The following is a 16,517-nucleotide window of genomic DNA, read 5'->3' as shown; positions in this document are numbered from 1 at the left end:
GGCGCCATCCGGCCAAGCAGCCGGGCGCCCATGCGGTGAGGGGAGCAGGCTGCTGCCCTGCTCCCCTGCGAAGGCTGCTTAATCGTGCGAGACCTGCCAGCCGTCATCCGTATTGATCAGGTTTGCCTTGTCGACCTTGGCGCCCGACAGGTCTGCCTGGATGGTCGGAAACGCTGTCTGCATCTCGGTGGTCTTGGCCCAGTCGGCCACCCCGCCGATGGTGTAGTGGTAGTCCACGCTGGCCACCTGCGCACCCTTGCTGTCGTCGGAGGTCGTGTAGTTGTCGATGGAGGTGACCTCACGATGGCCGAAGCAGAAGTTGCCGTATCCGGGCTGCTGAGGGTCAGGCGTCCAGGTCGAACGACCCTTGGCCGACAGGTCATAGTCGTTGACCTGCTTGGACCCGAAGATGAACACCTTTTTCTGGGCGCTGGTCCGCGTCAGCAGGCCTGCATCGGTGAGCGCATCGTAGCCAGCCGTCTGATCTCCGCTCTTGGGGTCGGCCTCGATCGGGAACTTGATCGAGCTCGACCAGACACACTCGGCGTGCGCGTTGTAGTAGTTGCCGATGGTTTTTTTGAAGTTGTCCTTGGAAGCCGCCTTCTTGCTGGAGCAGCCGGACAGCAGCACGCACGAGGCCAATGCGAGGGTGGAGACAAGATAGCTGGTACGCATGGATTGTCCTTTCGTTTTCACGAGCATGGGATGCACCCGATCAGAAAGAGGTGTTGGAAATCCTCCTGGCGGCAACGGTCCCACACAGAACAGACACTCATCCCGCAGGGCGGCGACAGTATCCGTTCGGATCACAAGCTTATGCGTGGCTGTGCCATCTAGCAACGCTGAATACAAGGGTCGGGCATAAGCCGTTTGTAACTTGCGGGAGCGAGCTTAGGCCCTTTGGTGCCCTGTCTACTGGGCTATACTAACCTCAATTTGGCGGCGTGCCTTGAATCGGCGCTTCCTTTACCGCTCGTCACGGGCGCATTTTGGCGCGGCGCCTTCGGAGCCGCGGAGCCGTGCTCAGGGAACCAGGGGAGTTCGCGTACTTTTAAGACCGCTATGGATGAGAGAGAACCCCAGGAGTTCACATCGGCAACGGCGTCACGCTTCGAGTCACAGGTGGCCCCCAGCTCCGCCCGTTGCACGGTAGTGGTGCCTTGTTACAACGAAGCAGCGCGTCTCCGGACCAACGACTTCGTGACCTTTCTCCAGAACACCGAGAACCGGGACTTGCAGCTGCTGTTTGTGAATGACGGCAGCCGCGATGCCACCCTGTCGGTCCTTCAGGATCTGCGTTCCAGGTTTCCCGCGCGTATCCGGGTGCTGGACAAACAGCCCAACGGGGGCAAAGCGGAAGCGGTTCGCCACGGCATGCTCCACGCCTTGTCACTCAAGGGTTGCGAGATCACCGGTTTCTGGGATGCGGATCTTGCCACACCTCTTGAACAGATCCCCGATCTTGAAGCAATCCTGCTGCGCCATCCGCAACTGACGATGGTGTTCGGTGCGCGCGTCCGGCTGCTTGGCCGCGCTATCCAGCGCCAGCCGCTGCGCCACTATCTCGGCCGCTGCTTTGCCACCACTGCCTCGACGTTGCTGCGCCTGCCGATCTACGACACGCAGTGCGGCGCCAAGCTGTTCCGGGTCACCCCTGAGCTGACCCAGGTGCTGGCGGCACCCTTTCAGTCGCGATGGATCTTCGATGTGGAACTGCTTGCGCGCTTCTCTGCCCGTCACCGCAGTGACGAGGTGCCACTGCGCGATCAGATTTATGAGTATCCCCTTCCGGAGTGGACCGATGTAGCCGGCTCCAAGGTTGGATCACTCGACTTCTTCAAAGCGTTCGGGGAGTTGTTCCACATTTACCAGCGCTATCTTGCACGCTAGCCTGAGCCGTTAAGCCCACCGTGCGAAAGCGTGGGCGGAGATTGCTACTGGCTCAAAGCCGTGCAACCTCCGCCCAGGCTCTGTTACTGCACTGCCCTGCCCTGCCCTGTTTCCGCAAGCCTCTCTCTAAATCTCGACGAGCAGCGGCTCAGCCCCACGGCGTGTGGACGCGCGGTAGGCTGCCCAGAACGCGGCCACAAAGAAGATGGCGAGCGTAAGCTCGATGAGCGGCAAAGGCCGGTACAGCAGGATGGTCTTGAGGGTGCTCGCCTGCGCGATTGCGGGGTGATGCCCGAGAGTGAGCCGGTTGAGGTACTGGTGCGCTGTGAGAACGTATCCAACAAAGACAAGCAGCAGCGCCGCAACACCCCAGGTGCGTGCGCGCCACAGCAGCAGCATCGCCGCCGAGGCACTGAGCACAAGCAGGATGCGCGTATCGTACTGCCGGTGATAGATCGGCAGCAGCGTGATGCATGCCAGGCCCCCAAGGGCGAGCACGTGTTTCGCGCGGCTGTTGACCATGCGTATTGCTGGAACACTCCAGAACGCCAGCAGCAGGGCTGTGATGCCCAGGGCCAGGCGGTTGTAGACTGCCACCGCCGGAAACGCCGGGGCCAGCAACGCCTGCAGATTTGCCATGTTGACGGCTTCGAAGTAGCCGCGGTGCGGATCGTTCACCGCGCCTGCGCTGCTGTTGCCGCGAAGGTTGGTTTGCAGGTCCTGCAGCCAGTGCGCCGCAGCCGGGGTGTGCGCGCACCAGTAGGTACCGGCCGCCACCACGACTACACAAGCTACTGCAATAGCCACAAAGGCGCGACGCCAGGTGCGGCCCGCAAACGGGAGGTACAGGATCAGCAGCGCTGCATCATGCGGCTTGAGCACGGCAGCAAGTGACAGGCACACCACCGCCAGCCAGGTAGCCCGGCCGCGAATGAGGCACCAGAGCCCGATGATGCAAAGCGAGATCACCGGGCCCGAGATCTGTCCGAGCATCAGCAGGATGGTGCTTGTCGCCGTCATCAGCGCCAGCGGCACAAGGCTCACCACCGAAGCGAACGATAGACAGAGTTCAGCCGTCAGCACCACCGCTGCGCTGAACGACACCGCCACAAAAGCCATCCATACCCTGGCAGCGACCGGGTATGGGAGCGCGGCCACCGGGGCCAGCACCGCGAACGAGAAAGGCGGGTAGAGCGCGGAGTACGGTTCAAACACGCGCACATCGCTGTTGTCGCCGCCGGCCTGCACAAATGCGGCTTCCGTCTCGGCTTCACTGTATGGGTTGCAGCCCTTCAGCAGGCAGCGAGCGCTGGAATACGGCTGCTTGAAATCCCGCAACTGCAGTACCGTCCGCTCGTCGTCATACCCCCTGCAGAGAAAAAACAGCAGCGCGACGATCATCAGCAGGCAGCCGAGTCCCTTGCGCAGCAACGTGATTTTTACCAGGCCGGAGCTTCGGGCGGGTACTGTGCCAAGCGGAGCCTGCTCGAACGCAGACTCCGGAGGCGCAACTGTGGTCGTACCGTGCGTCATCGTGTCCAAAGAACGAGTCATGCGATTGAACTTCCTTTCAAAGACTCGCGGTGTACTGCCAGCCTGTACGTTCTCGGAGTCGGGGGAGCGAAGCACGCATGCACCCCCGACAGCAGGCACCATGCCTTCGCCGCGATTACAGCTTGGGTCGTTCATGGTTGGTCTTTCTGGCCTGGCCTCCCTGCACGTCGCGCGCAAAGGCGAGCGGCATGGAAGGCGCGTAGCCACTGTCAGGCAGCGGCACGGGCGGCCGGCGCACGGGTCGTGGCGTGCTTGGGATGTAGCGCACGCGTTCGGGCACATGCGCCGGAAGTCCCTTCTCGAGCGACGGGCGGCCGGGTGTGGCAGGGCGCGCGAGCTTGTGACCGAGTCGCATGCAGGGCAGCTCCACCAGGTGGTAGCTGGCGATGGCGCAGGCGAACACGGCAGGCCAGGTGAGCCACGGTTGTGTCAGCACGCCAAAGGGATGCAGGCCTGGCGCGAAGTGCTGGGACAGGAAAAGCTCCTGCCATAGATACAGACCGTACGAGATGCGCCCGATGTAGCGGACCGGGGCGAGCTCCAGCAGTGTGCCAACCCACGTCTGGGGGTTCAGCACCGTGCTGACCACCAGAGCGGTCGGCAGCAAGAGCATGGCGAGATGTATCGGACTCTTCTCGGGCATCGCCATCATGAGCACCATCAACACCAGCATAGGGGACATGAGGCGAATCATCTGCTGCTTAAATGCGGGACGGCGGAGCAGCAGGGCCAGCGCCGCCGGCAACAGCAGCATCTCGGCACGCACATCACTCCGCGTGATGATCTGAAAAGGCATGGCGTGGCTGTGGGCTGTGACCCAGGCTCGCCAGCCGAAATCGAGCGCGGCGAGCGAAAGGAGGATCGTGGCGCGCCCCTTCTTGACGACCCGCAGAAACGTCGGCAGGAACAGGTAGAAGTGCTCTTCCACCGAAAGCGACCAGAAATGTGCTGTGGGCCAGCTTGCGTCCAAACCCGGTTCGTTGCCGATGTAGTTCCGCACCAGCAGCAGGGAGGCCACCAGCCCCGCGGTGAAAGGCGGCAGGCAGTGCAGCACGGTGAGTACGGCCACAACGGCGAGCATCAGCAGCGCCGCGGGCTGGATCCGCAGCACGCGACGGATGTAAAAGCCCTTGAGGTGCAGCTCGCCGGTCAGCGACTCCTCGTCCAGCAGGCGGCTGCAGATCAGCAGTCCACTGATTGCAAAAAAGAGGTCGACGGCAAACGCGTCAAGCACATGAAAGTGTTCCGTGCTGAAGCGCCAGAGGTGCATGGTCGGGGAGTGATCAAGCAGCACGATCAACACAGCGAAAGCGCGCCAGCCGTCCAGGGTCGGCAGGTACGACGATCGCTTCTTTGGTTGAATCGTTGCTTGCGTCTCCGGGAAGGGTTTGCCCCCTTCAACGAGACGCTTGATAGCTGCCGACATAATCGCTGGGCTCCCAAATCATTGTTTGCTGCGGCTGCATGCAGCGTAAAGACTACACAGACGATTTATTACCCCGGTAACATTATGTTAGTAAGATTACGATTTGCCACATACCCAGGACGCAATGGCGGCTGTTGCGAATGCCAGGTGAAGACTTACCCGGGTTAGCTACACAAACGTGTTAGCGCGAATGCTCTACAACTTTCGGGGTGGGTAGATTAGGAGCTTTGCAGGCTTTTGTGGGATTGATGCTTTGCGCGCCTTCACTCGTGATGAGCCACATGCAGGATGCTGACCATTCAGTTCCTGACACGGGTCAGCAGCGCCGCGAACTCGAAGGCGCACCGGTTACCTGCAGATAGTCCTGCACAGTATGCTCACGTGCTGGATCAACCGAGTCTTCTGCAGCAGCGGTGTGCTGCTCGCCTTCACAGCTACCGGCGGCATGGGGCACCCCTGCGAATATCACGGCGCAAGTCTGTAATGACGCGTTCGTTGCAGATAGGTCCGGGATCACTCCGCATCCGGCTTGCTAGGATGGCTTACTTGCGAGGCAGATGGAGAACGGGGTTCGCTGCCTGCTCACCCGAAAGAAGTAGTAGCTGCTTGCAGTACGTCATGGCCCATCAGTCACCATCAGGGTGACCAGCCGCCCTACTATGCGAGGCTGCGTGTCGGCTTCCAGTGCATACGCGGGTACCGCGCTCGGCGTCTATTTAGATCGGGAGTGGAGATGGGGCGCGGACATACGACGCACTTAGACCGCCTGCAGTTAAGCCGAGGGCGCTTCTTCGTGCGTCGCGGCGACAGCCCCCGGGCGCATTTGCAGGAGCGTGGTGAACACCAGCACGATGCCAGCAACGGGGGCAAGCATCGATGCCAAGCCTGCGCCCACACCATGGGTCAACTTGATAGCAACCTGGTCGAACACAAAGCTGCCAAGTTCGATCGAACACAGTGTAAGCAGCGCGAGGTGCATGGGGGTAAGCGGGCGCCGTAGTGCGTTGCTCCAGAGCAACGCCAGGGCCACAAAGCTCAGGATGTAAGCATGCTTCCAGGACACCGGAGAGACACAGGTAGAGATCAGAGCGAACAACGCCAGCGTCATGGCTCGATCGGGCAGCTGCATCTGCCTGCCAAAGCGCGCGACACAGCCCACAGCGGCCATGACCAGCAGCAGTGAACAGAGTTTGCCAAGCCTGATCAGCAGCAGCGGCACCTCGATGCTGACTGATGCTGCATCGCCTCCATGCAGCGTGACATAGAGCAATTGAATGGAAGACAACAGCGACTTGTTCTCGAAGTTTGGCAGAGCACTGGACATGGACGGCATGACGTGCAGGAAGTAGTCGACGAGTGAGGCGGGAGAGTTCACCACGCAGATCAACAACCCGGTCACTGCCAGCCAACCCGCGTAGGCGCGCAGCAAGCGCCACTCGCACCAACAGAACAGGGGAGCGACCACGAGCAGCGGGGTGAGTTTGATTACGGTAGCCAGCGCGAGCATGAACGCCGCAGCCGTGTGCCAGCCGCGCAGGTAGCACAGGATCGCCGCGGTGAGCAGCAGCAGCAGCAGGATCGTGATCTGACCCCAGATCAGGCACATGACCGTGGAGAACAGAGCAAACAATCCTATAAGCACGCCAAGACTACCCAGGCTCACCCAGGGCAACCGGAGCATCTGCGTAGTCAAGGCGGCGATCAGAAGCAGAGCCGCAACGTTGGCTGCAAGCCACCAGCGGCCACCCTCCGTCGCCGGCACCAGCGAGAAAGGGATCAGCATGTCGGCAAGCACGGGAGGGTATACGTACAGTCGCAGCCGAGGGATACCGAGGCCTCTTGCGGCATGCGCATACAGCGTAGTCTCGGTTGCAAATCGAAGCTGGGGGTCGGTGCCCGTGTCGGCGCCATCGTAGATATGCGAGCCACCATGCGCACGCGCAACAGCCGCTGCCGTGTCATAAACCTGAAAGTCAGCAAGGTTGGGCGTGTGCACCTGCCTGCCCGTAGTAATAAGGCAGACAAGGAGCACGATCAGCAAAGCAATCTGCGACCGGGACATAGCGAAACGCTAGCATGCACACGGTCCGTTGTCGAACAGTATTGATTACAGATTTCGTACCGGGACCACTCATCAGCAGACGCTTCAAGGCGCACGAGAAAAGAACAAGAGCGGGCCATCCTTCACCTGGTAAGTGCCCGTGGAGTCAGAAGTAACTTACAGTTTGAATAACTCTCCCACGAAGCAAGAGGGGCCCGGCTTGCGCCGGGCCCCTCTTGTAAGTCAATAAGTACTGTGTGCGGCGGTTACTCCGAAGCTGCAAGCTCTTCGGCTTCGCCTTCCTGGCGCATGATCTCAAGCTCACGCTCTTCGGCTTCATGCTGTGCGGCCACTTCCTGCTGTACGCGCTCTGCCGCTTCTTCCAGCTCAGGCGAGAGCTGGATGTTGCGGTAGTACTCCATGCCCGTACCCGCCGGGATGAGGCGACCGACAATGACGTTTTCCTTGAGGCCGCGGAGGTTGTCCACAGCGCCATTGATGGACGCCTCGGTCAACACTCGCGTGGTCTCCTGGAAGCTGGCGGCCGAGATGAAGCTGTCGGTCGAAAGCGAAGCCTTGGTGATACCCAGCAGCAGGGGCTTGCCCGTTGCAGGACGGCCACCCTCGGCCGTGACCCGCTCGTTCTCCGCACGGAAGCGGAACCGGTCAATCTGCTGCTCGAGCAGGAAGTTGGTGTCCCCCACTTCGTCGATCTTGACCCAGCGCAGCATCTGCCGAACGATCGTCTCGATGTGCTTATCCGAGATCGCCACGCCCTGTAGACGGTAGACTTCCTGGATTTCGTTCACCAGGAATGCCTGCAACTGGTTCTGGCCAAGTACCGCCAGGATGTCGTGCGGGTTCAGCGGACCATCCATCAAAGGATCGCCGGCACGCAGCTTCTCACCTTCCTGCACGTTGACGTGTACACCACGCGGCACCGAGTATTCCTTCTCCTCGCCATCGTCCGCGGTGACATAGATCTTGCGCTGTCCCTTGGCGACTTCGCCGAACCGGACTACGCCCTCGATCTCCGAGATGATCGCCGTCTCACGGGGCTTGCGAGCCTCGAAGAGTTCGACGACACGCGGCAGACCACCGGTGATGTCCTTGGTACGGGTCGTCTCGCGCGGGATTTTCGCCAGGATGTCACCCGGGAAGACCTCCTCGCCGTCCTGCACCATGAGGTGAGCGCGGCTCGGCATCAGGTAGCGCTTGTCCTTCTTGCCTTCGGCCTTGATCAGGATAGTCGGCTGACGCTTTTCGTCGGGAGCGTCGGCAACCACCAGCCGTGAAAGGCCGGTGACTTCGTCGATCTCGTCGTTGAGCGTGATGCCTTCCTGCAGATCCTTGAAGGCTACGGTGCCGCCAACCTCCGTAAGGATGGCGAAGGTGTACGGATCCCACTCGGCAAGTTCCTGCCCGAGCGTGACCTGCTGGCCTTCGACGACCTTGAGCTTGGCGCCGTACACGATCTGATAGCGCTCCTTCTCTCGTCCGCGATCATCGATGATCGCGACCGAGCCGGAACGGTTCATGGCAACCGTATCGCCGATCTTCGAGGTAACAGACACCACGTTGATGAAGCGGACGGTTCCAACGTTCTTGGCATCGAGCTTGGACTGCTCGTTGACGCGCGACGCGGTACCACCGATGTGGAAGGTACGCATCGTGAGCTGGGTGCCGGGCTCGCCGATGGACTGTGCGGCAATCACGCCGACTGCCTCACCGAGCTCCACCAGGCGGCCCGAAGCCAGGTTGCGTCCGTAGCAACGGATGCAGACGCCACGCTTGGACTCGCAGGTTAGCACCGAGCGAATCTTGACGCGCTCGATACCGGAGGCCTGGATGGCCGAGGCGAAGTCTTCCGAGATCTCCTGGTTGATCTCAACGATCGGCGCGCCCTCGAAGTCCTTGATGCGTTCGAGAGAAACACGACCGATGATGCGATCACGCAGAGGCTCGATGATCTCGCCGGACTCGATGATCGGGCCGACATAGATGCCGTCGGAGGTTCCGCAATCGAGCTCGGAGACGATCACGTCCTGCGCCACGTCCACAAGGCGGCGGGTCAAATAACCCGAGTCAGCCGTCTTGAGCGCCGTATCCGCTAGACCCTTACGGGCGCCGTGCGTGGAGATGAAGTACTGCAGCACGGTCAGGCCTTCACGGAAGTTCGCCGTAATCGGCGTTTCGATGATTTCACCCGACGGCTTCGCCATCAGTCCGCGCATGCCGGAGAGCTGACGAATCTGCTGCTTGGAACCACGCGCGCCGGAGTCGGCCATGATGTAGATCGGGTTCATGGCTCCTTCCTTATCCGCGTTCTTCATGTTGTTGAACATTTCATCCGCCACCTTTTCGGTGACAGACGACCACATCTGGATGACCTTGTTGTTGCGCTCACCGTTTGTGATCGCACCGTCAAGATACTGCTGCGTCACAGCAACAACCTGCTGCTCGGCTTCGCGAACAACCGTGTACTTCGAGTCAGGAATGACCATGTCATCAAGACCGACCGACAGGCCCGAACGCGTGGCGTACTGGAAGCCCAGATCCTTGATGCGATCCAGCATCTTCACCGTGGTCTCAAGACCAAGGTTCAGGTAGCAGTAGTTCACCAGCTGGCCGATGCCCTTCTTCTTGAGCAGGCCATTGATGTACGGCATACCAGCCGGCAGAGCGTCGTTCAGAATCGCGCGGCCCACCGTCGTCGAGATGTACTGACGCTCGTACTGCACAGGCTCGGTGTGCGTCAGATCCTGGTCGTCGTAGGCCGTCGTCATGTCGAGCACGGGGCCCGAGTAGCGCAGGCGGATCGGCGTCAGGGTCTCGACAGCCTTGGCTTCGAGTGCCATCAGCACTTCGTCCGTACCAGCAAAGGTGCGGCCTTCACCAACGCCACCCTTCTTGGCTTTTGTCAGGTAGTACAGGCCAAGCACCAGATCCTGCGTCGGCACCGTGATCGGCTGACCGGACGCGGGCGACAGGATGTTGTGCGAAGCCAGCATCAGTACCGACGCTTCCACCTGGGCCTCAGGCGAGAGCGGGATGTGCACTGCCATCTGGTCACCGTCGAAGTCGGCGTTGAACGCCGTGCAGACGAGCGGGTGAATCTTGATAGCCTTGCCTTCGACCAGCACCGGCTCAAACGCCTGGATACCCAGACGGTGCAGCGTAGGTGCGCGGTTCAGCAGGACCGGGTGATCCTTGATGACCTCTTCCAGGATGTCCCAGACCACGGGCTCCTGCAGTTCCACCATTTCCTTGGCCTGCTTGATGGTGGTGCAGTGACCGGTCTGCTCGAGGCGGTGATAGATGAACGGCTTGAACAGCTCGAGCGCCATCTTCTTCGGCAGGCCGCACTGGTGCAGCTTCAGCTCGGGACCGACCACGATGACCGAACGGCCGGAGTAGTCGACGCGCTTGCCGAGAAGGTTCTGACGGAAGCGACCCTGCTTGCCCTTGAGGGTGTCCGACAGCGACTTGAGGGGCCGGTTGTTGGCGCCACGCAGCACGCGGCCACGGCGGCCGTTGTCAAACAGCGCGTCCACGGCTTCCTGCAGCATGCGCTTTTCGTTGCGCACAATGACCTCAGGCGCATGGAGGTCCATGAGCTTCTTGAGGCGGTTGTTGCGGTTGATCACGCGGCGATACAAATCGTTGAGATCGGACGTCGCAAAGCGGCCGCCGTCGAGCGGAACCAGCGGGCGCAGCTCGGGCGGGATCACCGGGATCACGTCGAGGATCATCCACTGCGGCTTGTTGCCCGACTTGCGAAACGCTTCGACGACCTTGAGACGCTTGGAGTACTTGAGACGCTTCTGCAACGAGGTCTCAGTCTTCATGCGCTCGCGCAGCTCGATCGACAGCTCCATGATCTCGACGCGCTTGAGCAGTTCCTTGATGGCTTCGGCGCCCATCATGCCCTTGAAGCCACTGGGGCGGTACTGCTGATCGAGTTCGCGGAACTTGGTCTCGTCCTTGATGATCTCGCGTTCCTTCACCGGAGCATCGCCTGGATCGACGACGACATAGCTCTCGAAGTACAGGACGGATTCAAGATCACGCAGCGAGATGTCGAGCAGGTGACCGATACGCGACGGCAGGCCCTTGAAGAACCAGACGTGCGAACACGGCGAGGCCAGCTCGATATGGCCGAGGCGCTCACGACGAACCTTGGACAGCGTGACTTCCACGCCGCACTTGTCGCAGATCACGCCGCGGTGCTTCATGCGCTTGTACTTACCGCACAGGCACTCCCAGTCGGTGACCGGGCCAAAGATGCGGGCGCAGAACAGTCCATCGCGCTCCGGCTTGAAGGTGCGGTAGTTGATTGTCTCCGGCTTGGTGACTTCGCCGTGCGACCAGGAACGGATCTTCTCGGGCGACGCGAGCTGAATGCGGATGGCGTCGAAATCGGTAATCGGTCCGGATAGTTCAAATGGGCTGGAACGGTACAAGGTGTTCCTCCTGGGGCGCTCACGCGCTTTCGGTCCCGGGGCTATGCGTTTTCAGGCCACTGCTCGCCCCCGGGAGCAAGTGCTCACGGAACAGCGACCCTCACGTTGCAAATCACTCGACTCGTCCGGGGCTGCCCTCGAACAGGGCAGCCCCGTGAGTCTTAGTCGGCTGCGGCCAGCTGTGGCTCCGGCTGCTTGTTCTTGGAGCCGTCCAGGTCTTCCTGCTTCATCAGCTCGACATCCAGGCAAAGCGCCTGAAGCTCGCGAATCAGCACGTTGAACGATTCCGGCACGCCAGGCTCGATTGCCGCTTCGCCCTTGACGATGGCCTCGTAGATCTTGGTACGGCCAAACACGTCATCGGACTTCGCAGTCAACAGCTCCTGCAGGATGTACGCAGCGCCATAAGCTTCGAGCGCCCACACTTCCATTTCACCGAAGCGCTGTCCACCGAACTGCGCCTTGCCACCCAGCGGCTGCTGCGTGATCAGCGAGTATGGTCCGATCGAGCGTGCGTGGATCTTGTCGTCCACCAGATGCGACAGCTTGAGCATGTAGATGTAGCCCACGGTTACCGGCTGTTCGAACTGATCGCCGGTCATGCCGTCGAACAGTGCCGTCTTGCCGGAGCTCGGCAGCCCTGCGGCCTTGAGCAGCGCCTTGATCTCGGTTTCGCGCGCGCCGTCAAACACGGCCGTGCCAAACCAGATGCCGCGCTTCATGCCGAGGCCCACACGCATCACCTGCTCGTCGTCAAGCTCGAGCAGCTGGCGCAGCGCAGCGGTGCCTTGGAATGCCTCCTTGAAGACCTCCCGCACCTTGTTCGCGCCGTCATGCTGCTCCTGGTGTTCCTTGACCAGCTCGGCAACCTTCTTGCCCAGCTCGTGCGCGGCCCAGCCAAGATGCGTCTCGAGGATCTGTCCCACGTTCATACGGGACGGAACGCCGAGCGGGTTCAGCACGATTTCGACCGGCGTGCCATCGGGCAGGTACGGCATGTCTTCCTCGGGAAGAATGCGCGCGATCACACCCTTGTTGCCGTGACGGCCTGCCATCTTGTCGCCGACACTCAGCTTGCGCTTCATGGCGATGTAAACCTTCACGAGCTTGATCACGCCCGGAGACAGTTCGTCGCCCTTCTGCAGCTTGCCGATCTTGTCATTGGTGATCTTGCGCAGCACATCGATCTGACGCGAGGTCATCTCCTCGATCTCGTCGATCTGCTCGTTGACGCGCGGATCCTTGTCGTTGTAACGGATGCGCTTGAGGTTCTTGGTCGAGATCAGCTCAATCGCCTCGCGGTCGAGGATGTTGCCCTTGACCAGAAGACGCTTGTTGGTGCGCTCGTCATGCAGGTCAGCCTGCACTTCCTTGCCACCCAGAATGCCTTCAAGACGCTTGAGGCGCTCGTCGGTGAGAATACGGATTTCGTCCGCGAGGTTCTTTTCGAGCTTCGCGATCTGTTCCGTCTCGATCTGCAGGGCGCGTTCGTCCTTGTCCTGGCCCTTGCGGGAGAAGATGCGGACGTCCACCACGGTGCCTTCGATACCGGGGGGCACGTGAGGGAGGCGTCGCGTACATCGCCGGCCTTTTCACCGAAGATGGCGCGCAGCAGCTTCTCTTCCGGCGTCAGCTGGGTCTCGCCCTTGGGCGTTACCTTGCCCACGAGGATGTCGTTGTGTCGGATCTTGGCGCCGATCCGGATCACACCACTCTCGTCCAGGTCACGCAGCGCGTGCTCGGAAACGTTGGGGATATCGCGCGTGATCTCTTCCGGTCCAAGCTTGGTGTCGCGCGCTTCGATCTCGAACTCCTCGATATGCACGGACGTGTAGTAGTCCTCGCGTACGAGCTTTTCCGAGATCAGGATCGCGTCCTCAAAGTTGTAACCGCGCCACGGCATAAACGCGACCAGCACGTTGCGGCCAAGGCCAAGCTCACCCTGCTCCGTGCACGGACCATCCGCGATTACCTGGCCCTTGAGCACGCGGTCGCCCTTGCGCACAATCGGCTTCTGGTTGATGCAGGTGTTCTGGTTGGAGCGCTTGAACTTGATCAGTTGGTAGATGTCGGAACCCACCTCACGCGACAACTGTGTGGGGTGGTGCTCGCCTTCAACGCGGATGATGATGCGCTCGGAATCGACCGAGTCCACCACACCGTTACGGCGGGCCGAGATGACGGCGCCGGAGTCGCGCGCTGTCACACCTTCCATGCCGGTACCGACAAACGGAGCTTCTGCCACAAGCAAGGGCACAGACTGCCGCTGCATGTTGGCGCCCATCAGTGCGCGGTTCGCGTCATCGTGCTCCAGGAACGGCACGAGCGAGGCTGCAACCGACACGAGTTGCTTCGGGCTTACGTCGACATAGTCGATCTCGTCGCGCGACACGAGGACGAAGTTGCCCTGGCGGCGTGCGTTGACGAGCTCATTGGTGATGCGGCCTTCTTCGTCCAGCTCAACATTGGCCTGTGCAATCGTGTGACGATCTTCTTCCCATGCCGAGAGGTAAAAGGAGAACGGATCGAACTCGATCTCGCGCTTGCCTGCCGCGCTCAGCTCTTCGTTCTTGACCCGGGCCTGTTCCTTCTCAAGGTGATCCCCAACACGCAGACCACTTTCGCCGGCGTTGGTCACCTGCACGTAATCGATCATCTGTGCGCCACGCACGCGACGGTACGGGCTTTCGATAAAGCCATACTCGTTGATGCGCGCAAAGCACGACAGCGACGAGATCAGTCCGATGTTGGGACCTTCCGGCGTTTCAATCGGGCAGATGCGGCCGTAGTGGGTCGGGTGTACGTCACGCACTTCGAAACCGGCACGCTCACGCGAAAGACCACCGGGCCCGAGCGCCGAGAGACGCCGCTTGTGCGTGATCTCGGAGAGCGGGTTGGTCTGATCCATGAACTGCGACAGCTGCGAGGAGCCGAAGAACTCACGAATGGCAGCCATGACCGGCTTGGCATTGATGAGGTCATGCGGCATCGCCGTCGACATCTCCTGGTACACGCTCATCTTTTCCTTGATGGCGCGCTCCATGCGGACCAGTCCGATACGGAACTGGTTCTCCATCAACTCGCCCACAGCGCGCACGCGGCGGTTTCCGAGATGATCGATGTCGTCCACCGCGCCGATGTTCTTGCGCAGCTTCAGCAGGTACTTGATGGTCGCGTAGAAGTCATCCGGTGTCAGCGTCCGGTGATCGAGCGAGGTCGCGTCCTGGTTCTCGTACAGCTTGATGTTGAACTTCAAGCGGCCTACGCGGGAAAAGTCATACTTGCGCGGGTCGAAGAACATGCCCTCGAACAATGCAGTTGCGGTGTCCAGCGTTGGCGGGTCGCCTGGACGCAGCTTGCGGTAGATCTCGATCAGCGCCTCTTCCGGCTTGCGCACGGAGTCGCGACGAAGGGTGTTGGTAATGATGTTGCCGACTTCGTCCTTCTCCGGGAAGAAGACCTGGACCTGCGTGATGCCGGCCTCGGTGATCTTGTGCAGCTTGTCCGGGGTGAGCTCAAGATTGGCCTCGAGAAACACCTCGCCCGTTTCCGTGTCGAGCACGTCCGCCGCAATCATCGCGCCGTCCAGCTCCAGGCTGTCGACCTCGATCTCCGTCACACCTGCGGCGCGCAGGTTCTTGAGCAGCGAAGGCGAGATCTTGCGTCCCGCCGCGACCACTTCCGTGCCGTTCGAAGAGACAGCCTTGGCCGGCTTGACCCCCAGCAGGTTGGTCGGGGCGGTGCCTTCGGCATCCAGCGTCCACAGCATCTTGCCGTCGCGCAGGTTGATTGTGTCGACCGTGTAGAAGGCACGCAGGATCTGCTCGTCGGACCTCAGTCCAAGCGCTCGGAGAAAGATCGTGCCCAGGAACTTGCGCTTGCGATCGATACGCACATACAACGTGTTCTTCTGGTCGTACTCAAACTCGACCCACGAACCGCGATACGGGATGATCTTGCCCAGGAAATAGGTGCGGTTGTTCGCCGTCTCGAAGAAGACACCGGGCGAGCGATGCAGCTGCGACACGATCACACGCTCGGTGCCGTTGACGATGAAGGTGCCATTCTGTGTCATCAGCGGAATGTCGCCGAAGAACACTTCCTGCTCCTTGATGTCGCGCACCGACTTGGCGCCCGTGTCCGGGTCCTTGTCGTAGATGGTCAGGCGCACCGTGACCTTGAGCGGCGCGGCGTAGGTCATGCCACGCTCTTCGCACTCGGCCTGGTCGTACTTCAGCTGCAGACCCACCGGGTCGCCGCACTTGTTGCAGAAGTCAGGCGTGTTCTTGTTGTACGTGCCGCACTTGTGGCACAGCACATCGCCCGGGTGGAACGGGTCAGTGATGACCATGTTGCCGCAGTTGCAGCAGGCAGTACGCAGGTGGTGCAGCCCCTTGAGGTGCCCGCACTTGCACTCCCAGTTACCAATGGAAAAATCCACAAAGTCCAACTGTGAGATATTCCGGAAATCAGTAATTGGAAAAACAGACGTGAAGACCGAGTGGAGACCGTTGTCGTCACGCTCTGAGGGGAGCTTGTCCATCTGCAGGAAGCGCTCATAGGAGCGTCGCTGCACCTCGATGAGGTTGGGGATTTGGATAGGAGTAGGGATCTTGGAAAAGTCGAGTCGGCTGCGAAGGGCGCGGGTCTCGTTCGGCATCGATTGCTCCTCTTGGCCCGGAAACACGAGAACAAAACAGACTGCCCGGACCACGCAGCCTGCGCGAACTACCTGAAGCAGAGCGCCTACCGCTCTCGACCGTCTCGTTCAGCCGAGAACAACCCTGCGAAACCTTGTGCCACCCGCCTGCCTGATCCGGCGAGTGCCTCCCTGCGCTTTCGGTGCAACCGAACGAAGTACCAGGGGCTCTAAGTCACCATCCCCCACCCTTCGATGTGCCCCACCTCCGCACTGAAACCGCGCGGAGAGCACATGTCCTGCAAACGACAAATGGCTTGTGAGCCTAGGGCACACAAGCGCGTGGTGCAAGCGAGCTAAAGATCGATCGCGATGCTGGCTACTGCTTCCTGCCGCATGGGGTATACATAGCTGCTCCCCTTCGGGCTAAAGAGGACAGCGATTCCCTCGCACGCCATTTCTGGGGCGAAACAACACAGGATATGAGGTGAAGACGGAGTACCA

6 protein-coding genes and 1 pseudogene are annotated in these 16,517 nt (G+C 60.8%); 1 reads left to right on the top strand and 6 read right to left on the bottom strand.

The genetic code is table 11. The features are described 5' to 3' along the window. Positions 1–78 precede the first annotated feature (78 nt). Positions 79–675, bottom strand: a complete 597-nt coding sequence (locus tag D1Y84_RS09835) for a hypothetical protein (RefSeq protein ID WP_124848346.1) — start codon at positions 673–675, stop codon at positions 79–81. Between the two features lie 387 nt (positions 676–1,062). Here D1Y84_RS09835 and D1Y84_RS09830 point away from each other — a divergent pair, with 387 nt between their 5' ends. Next, positions 1,063–1,890, top strand: coding sequence for a glycosyltransferase (locus D1Y84_RS09830; protein ID WP_124848345.1), 828 nt, complete (start codon positions 1,063–1,065; stop codon positions 1,888–1,890). Positions 1,891–2,016: 126 nt separating this feature from the next. On the opposite strand, the gene D1Y84_RS09825 is transcribed toward D1Y84_RS09830, so the two are convergent. From D1Y84_RS09825 to rpoB, 5 genes and pseudogenes are all read right to left on the bottom strand, one after another. After that, positions 2,017–3,444, bottom strand: coding sequence for a glycosyltransferase family 87 protein (locus D1Y84_RS09825; RefSeq protein ID WP_158615413.1), 1,428 nt, complete (start codon positions 3,442–3,444; stop codon positions 2,017–2,019). Positions 3,445–3,559: 115 nt separating this feature from the next. Next, on the bottom strand, positions 3,560–4,870 hold the full coding sequence (locus tag D1Y84_RS09820) for an acyltransferase (RefSeq protein WP_124848343.1): 1,311 nt from the start codon (positions 4,868–4,870) through the stop codon (positions 3,560–3,562). Between the two features lie 772 nt (positions 4,871–5,642). After that, the gene (locus D1Y84_RS09815) at positions 5,643–6,932 is read right to left on the bottom strand and encodes a glycosyltransferase family 87 protein (protein WP_124848342.1); all 1,290 of its coding nucleotides are present in this window, start codon (positions 6,930–6,932) and stop codon (positions 5,643–5,645) included. A 245-nt stretch (positions 6,933–7,177) separates the two neighbouring features. Beyond that, entirely contained in the window at positions 7,178–11,374 is a 4,197-nt protein-coding gene (gene rpoC / locus D1Y84_RS09810; RefSeq protein ID WP_124848341.1) for a DNA-directed RNA polymerase subunit beta', read from the bottom strand. 161 nt (positions 11,375–11,535) lie between these two features. Then, a pseudogene (gene rpoB / locus D1Y84_RS09805) lies at positions 11,536–16,034 on the bottom strand (DNA-directed RNA polymerase subunit beta). Positions 16,035–16,517 lie beyond the last annotated feature (483 nt).

The organism is Acidipila sp. EB88, assembly GCF_003858395.1.
Lineage (GTDB): Bacteria > Acidobacteriota > Terriglobia > Terriglobales > Acidobacteriaceae > EB88.
This window is presented reverse-complemented; position numbering and strand designations above follow the sequence as displayed.

What these genes read in the sequence shown, in the direction of transcription:
- D1Y84_RS09835 (WP_124848346.1), bottom strand. Translation starts at nt 675, where the DNA reads ATGCGTACCAGCTATCTTGTCTCCACCCTCGCATTGGCCTCGTGCGTG.
- D1Y84_RS09830 (WP_124848345.1), top strand. Translation starts at nt 1,063, where the DNA reads ATGGATGAGAGAGAACCCCAGGAGTTCACATCGGCAACGGCGTCACGC.
- D1Y84_RS09825 (WP_158615413.1), bottom strand. Translation starts at nt 3,444, where the DNA reads ATGACTCGTTCTTTGGACACGATGACGCACGGTACGACCACAGTTGCG.
- D1Y84_RS09820 (WP_124848343.1), bottom strand. Translation starts at nt 4,870, where the DNA reads ATGTCGGCAGCTATCAAGCGTCTCGTTGAAGGGGGCAAACCCTTCCCG.
- D1Y84_RS09815 (WP_124848342.1), bottom strand. Translation starts at nt 6,932, where the DNA reads ATGTCCCGGTCGCAGATTGCTTTGCTGATCGTGCTCCTTGTCTGCCTT.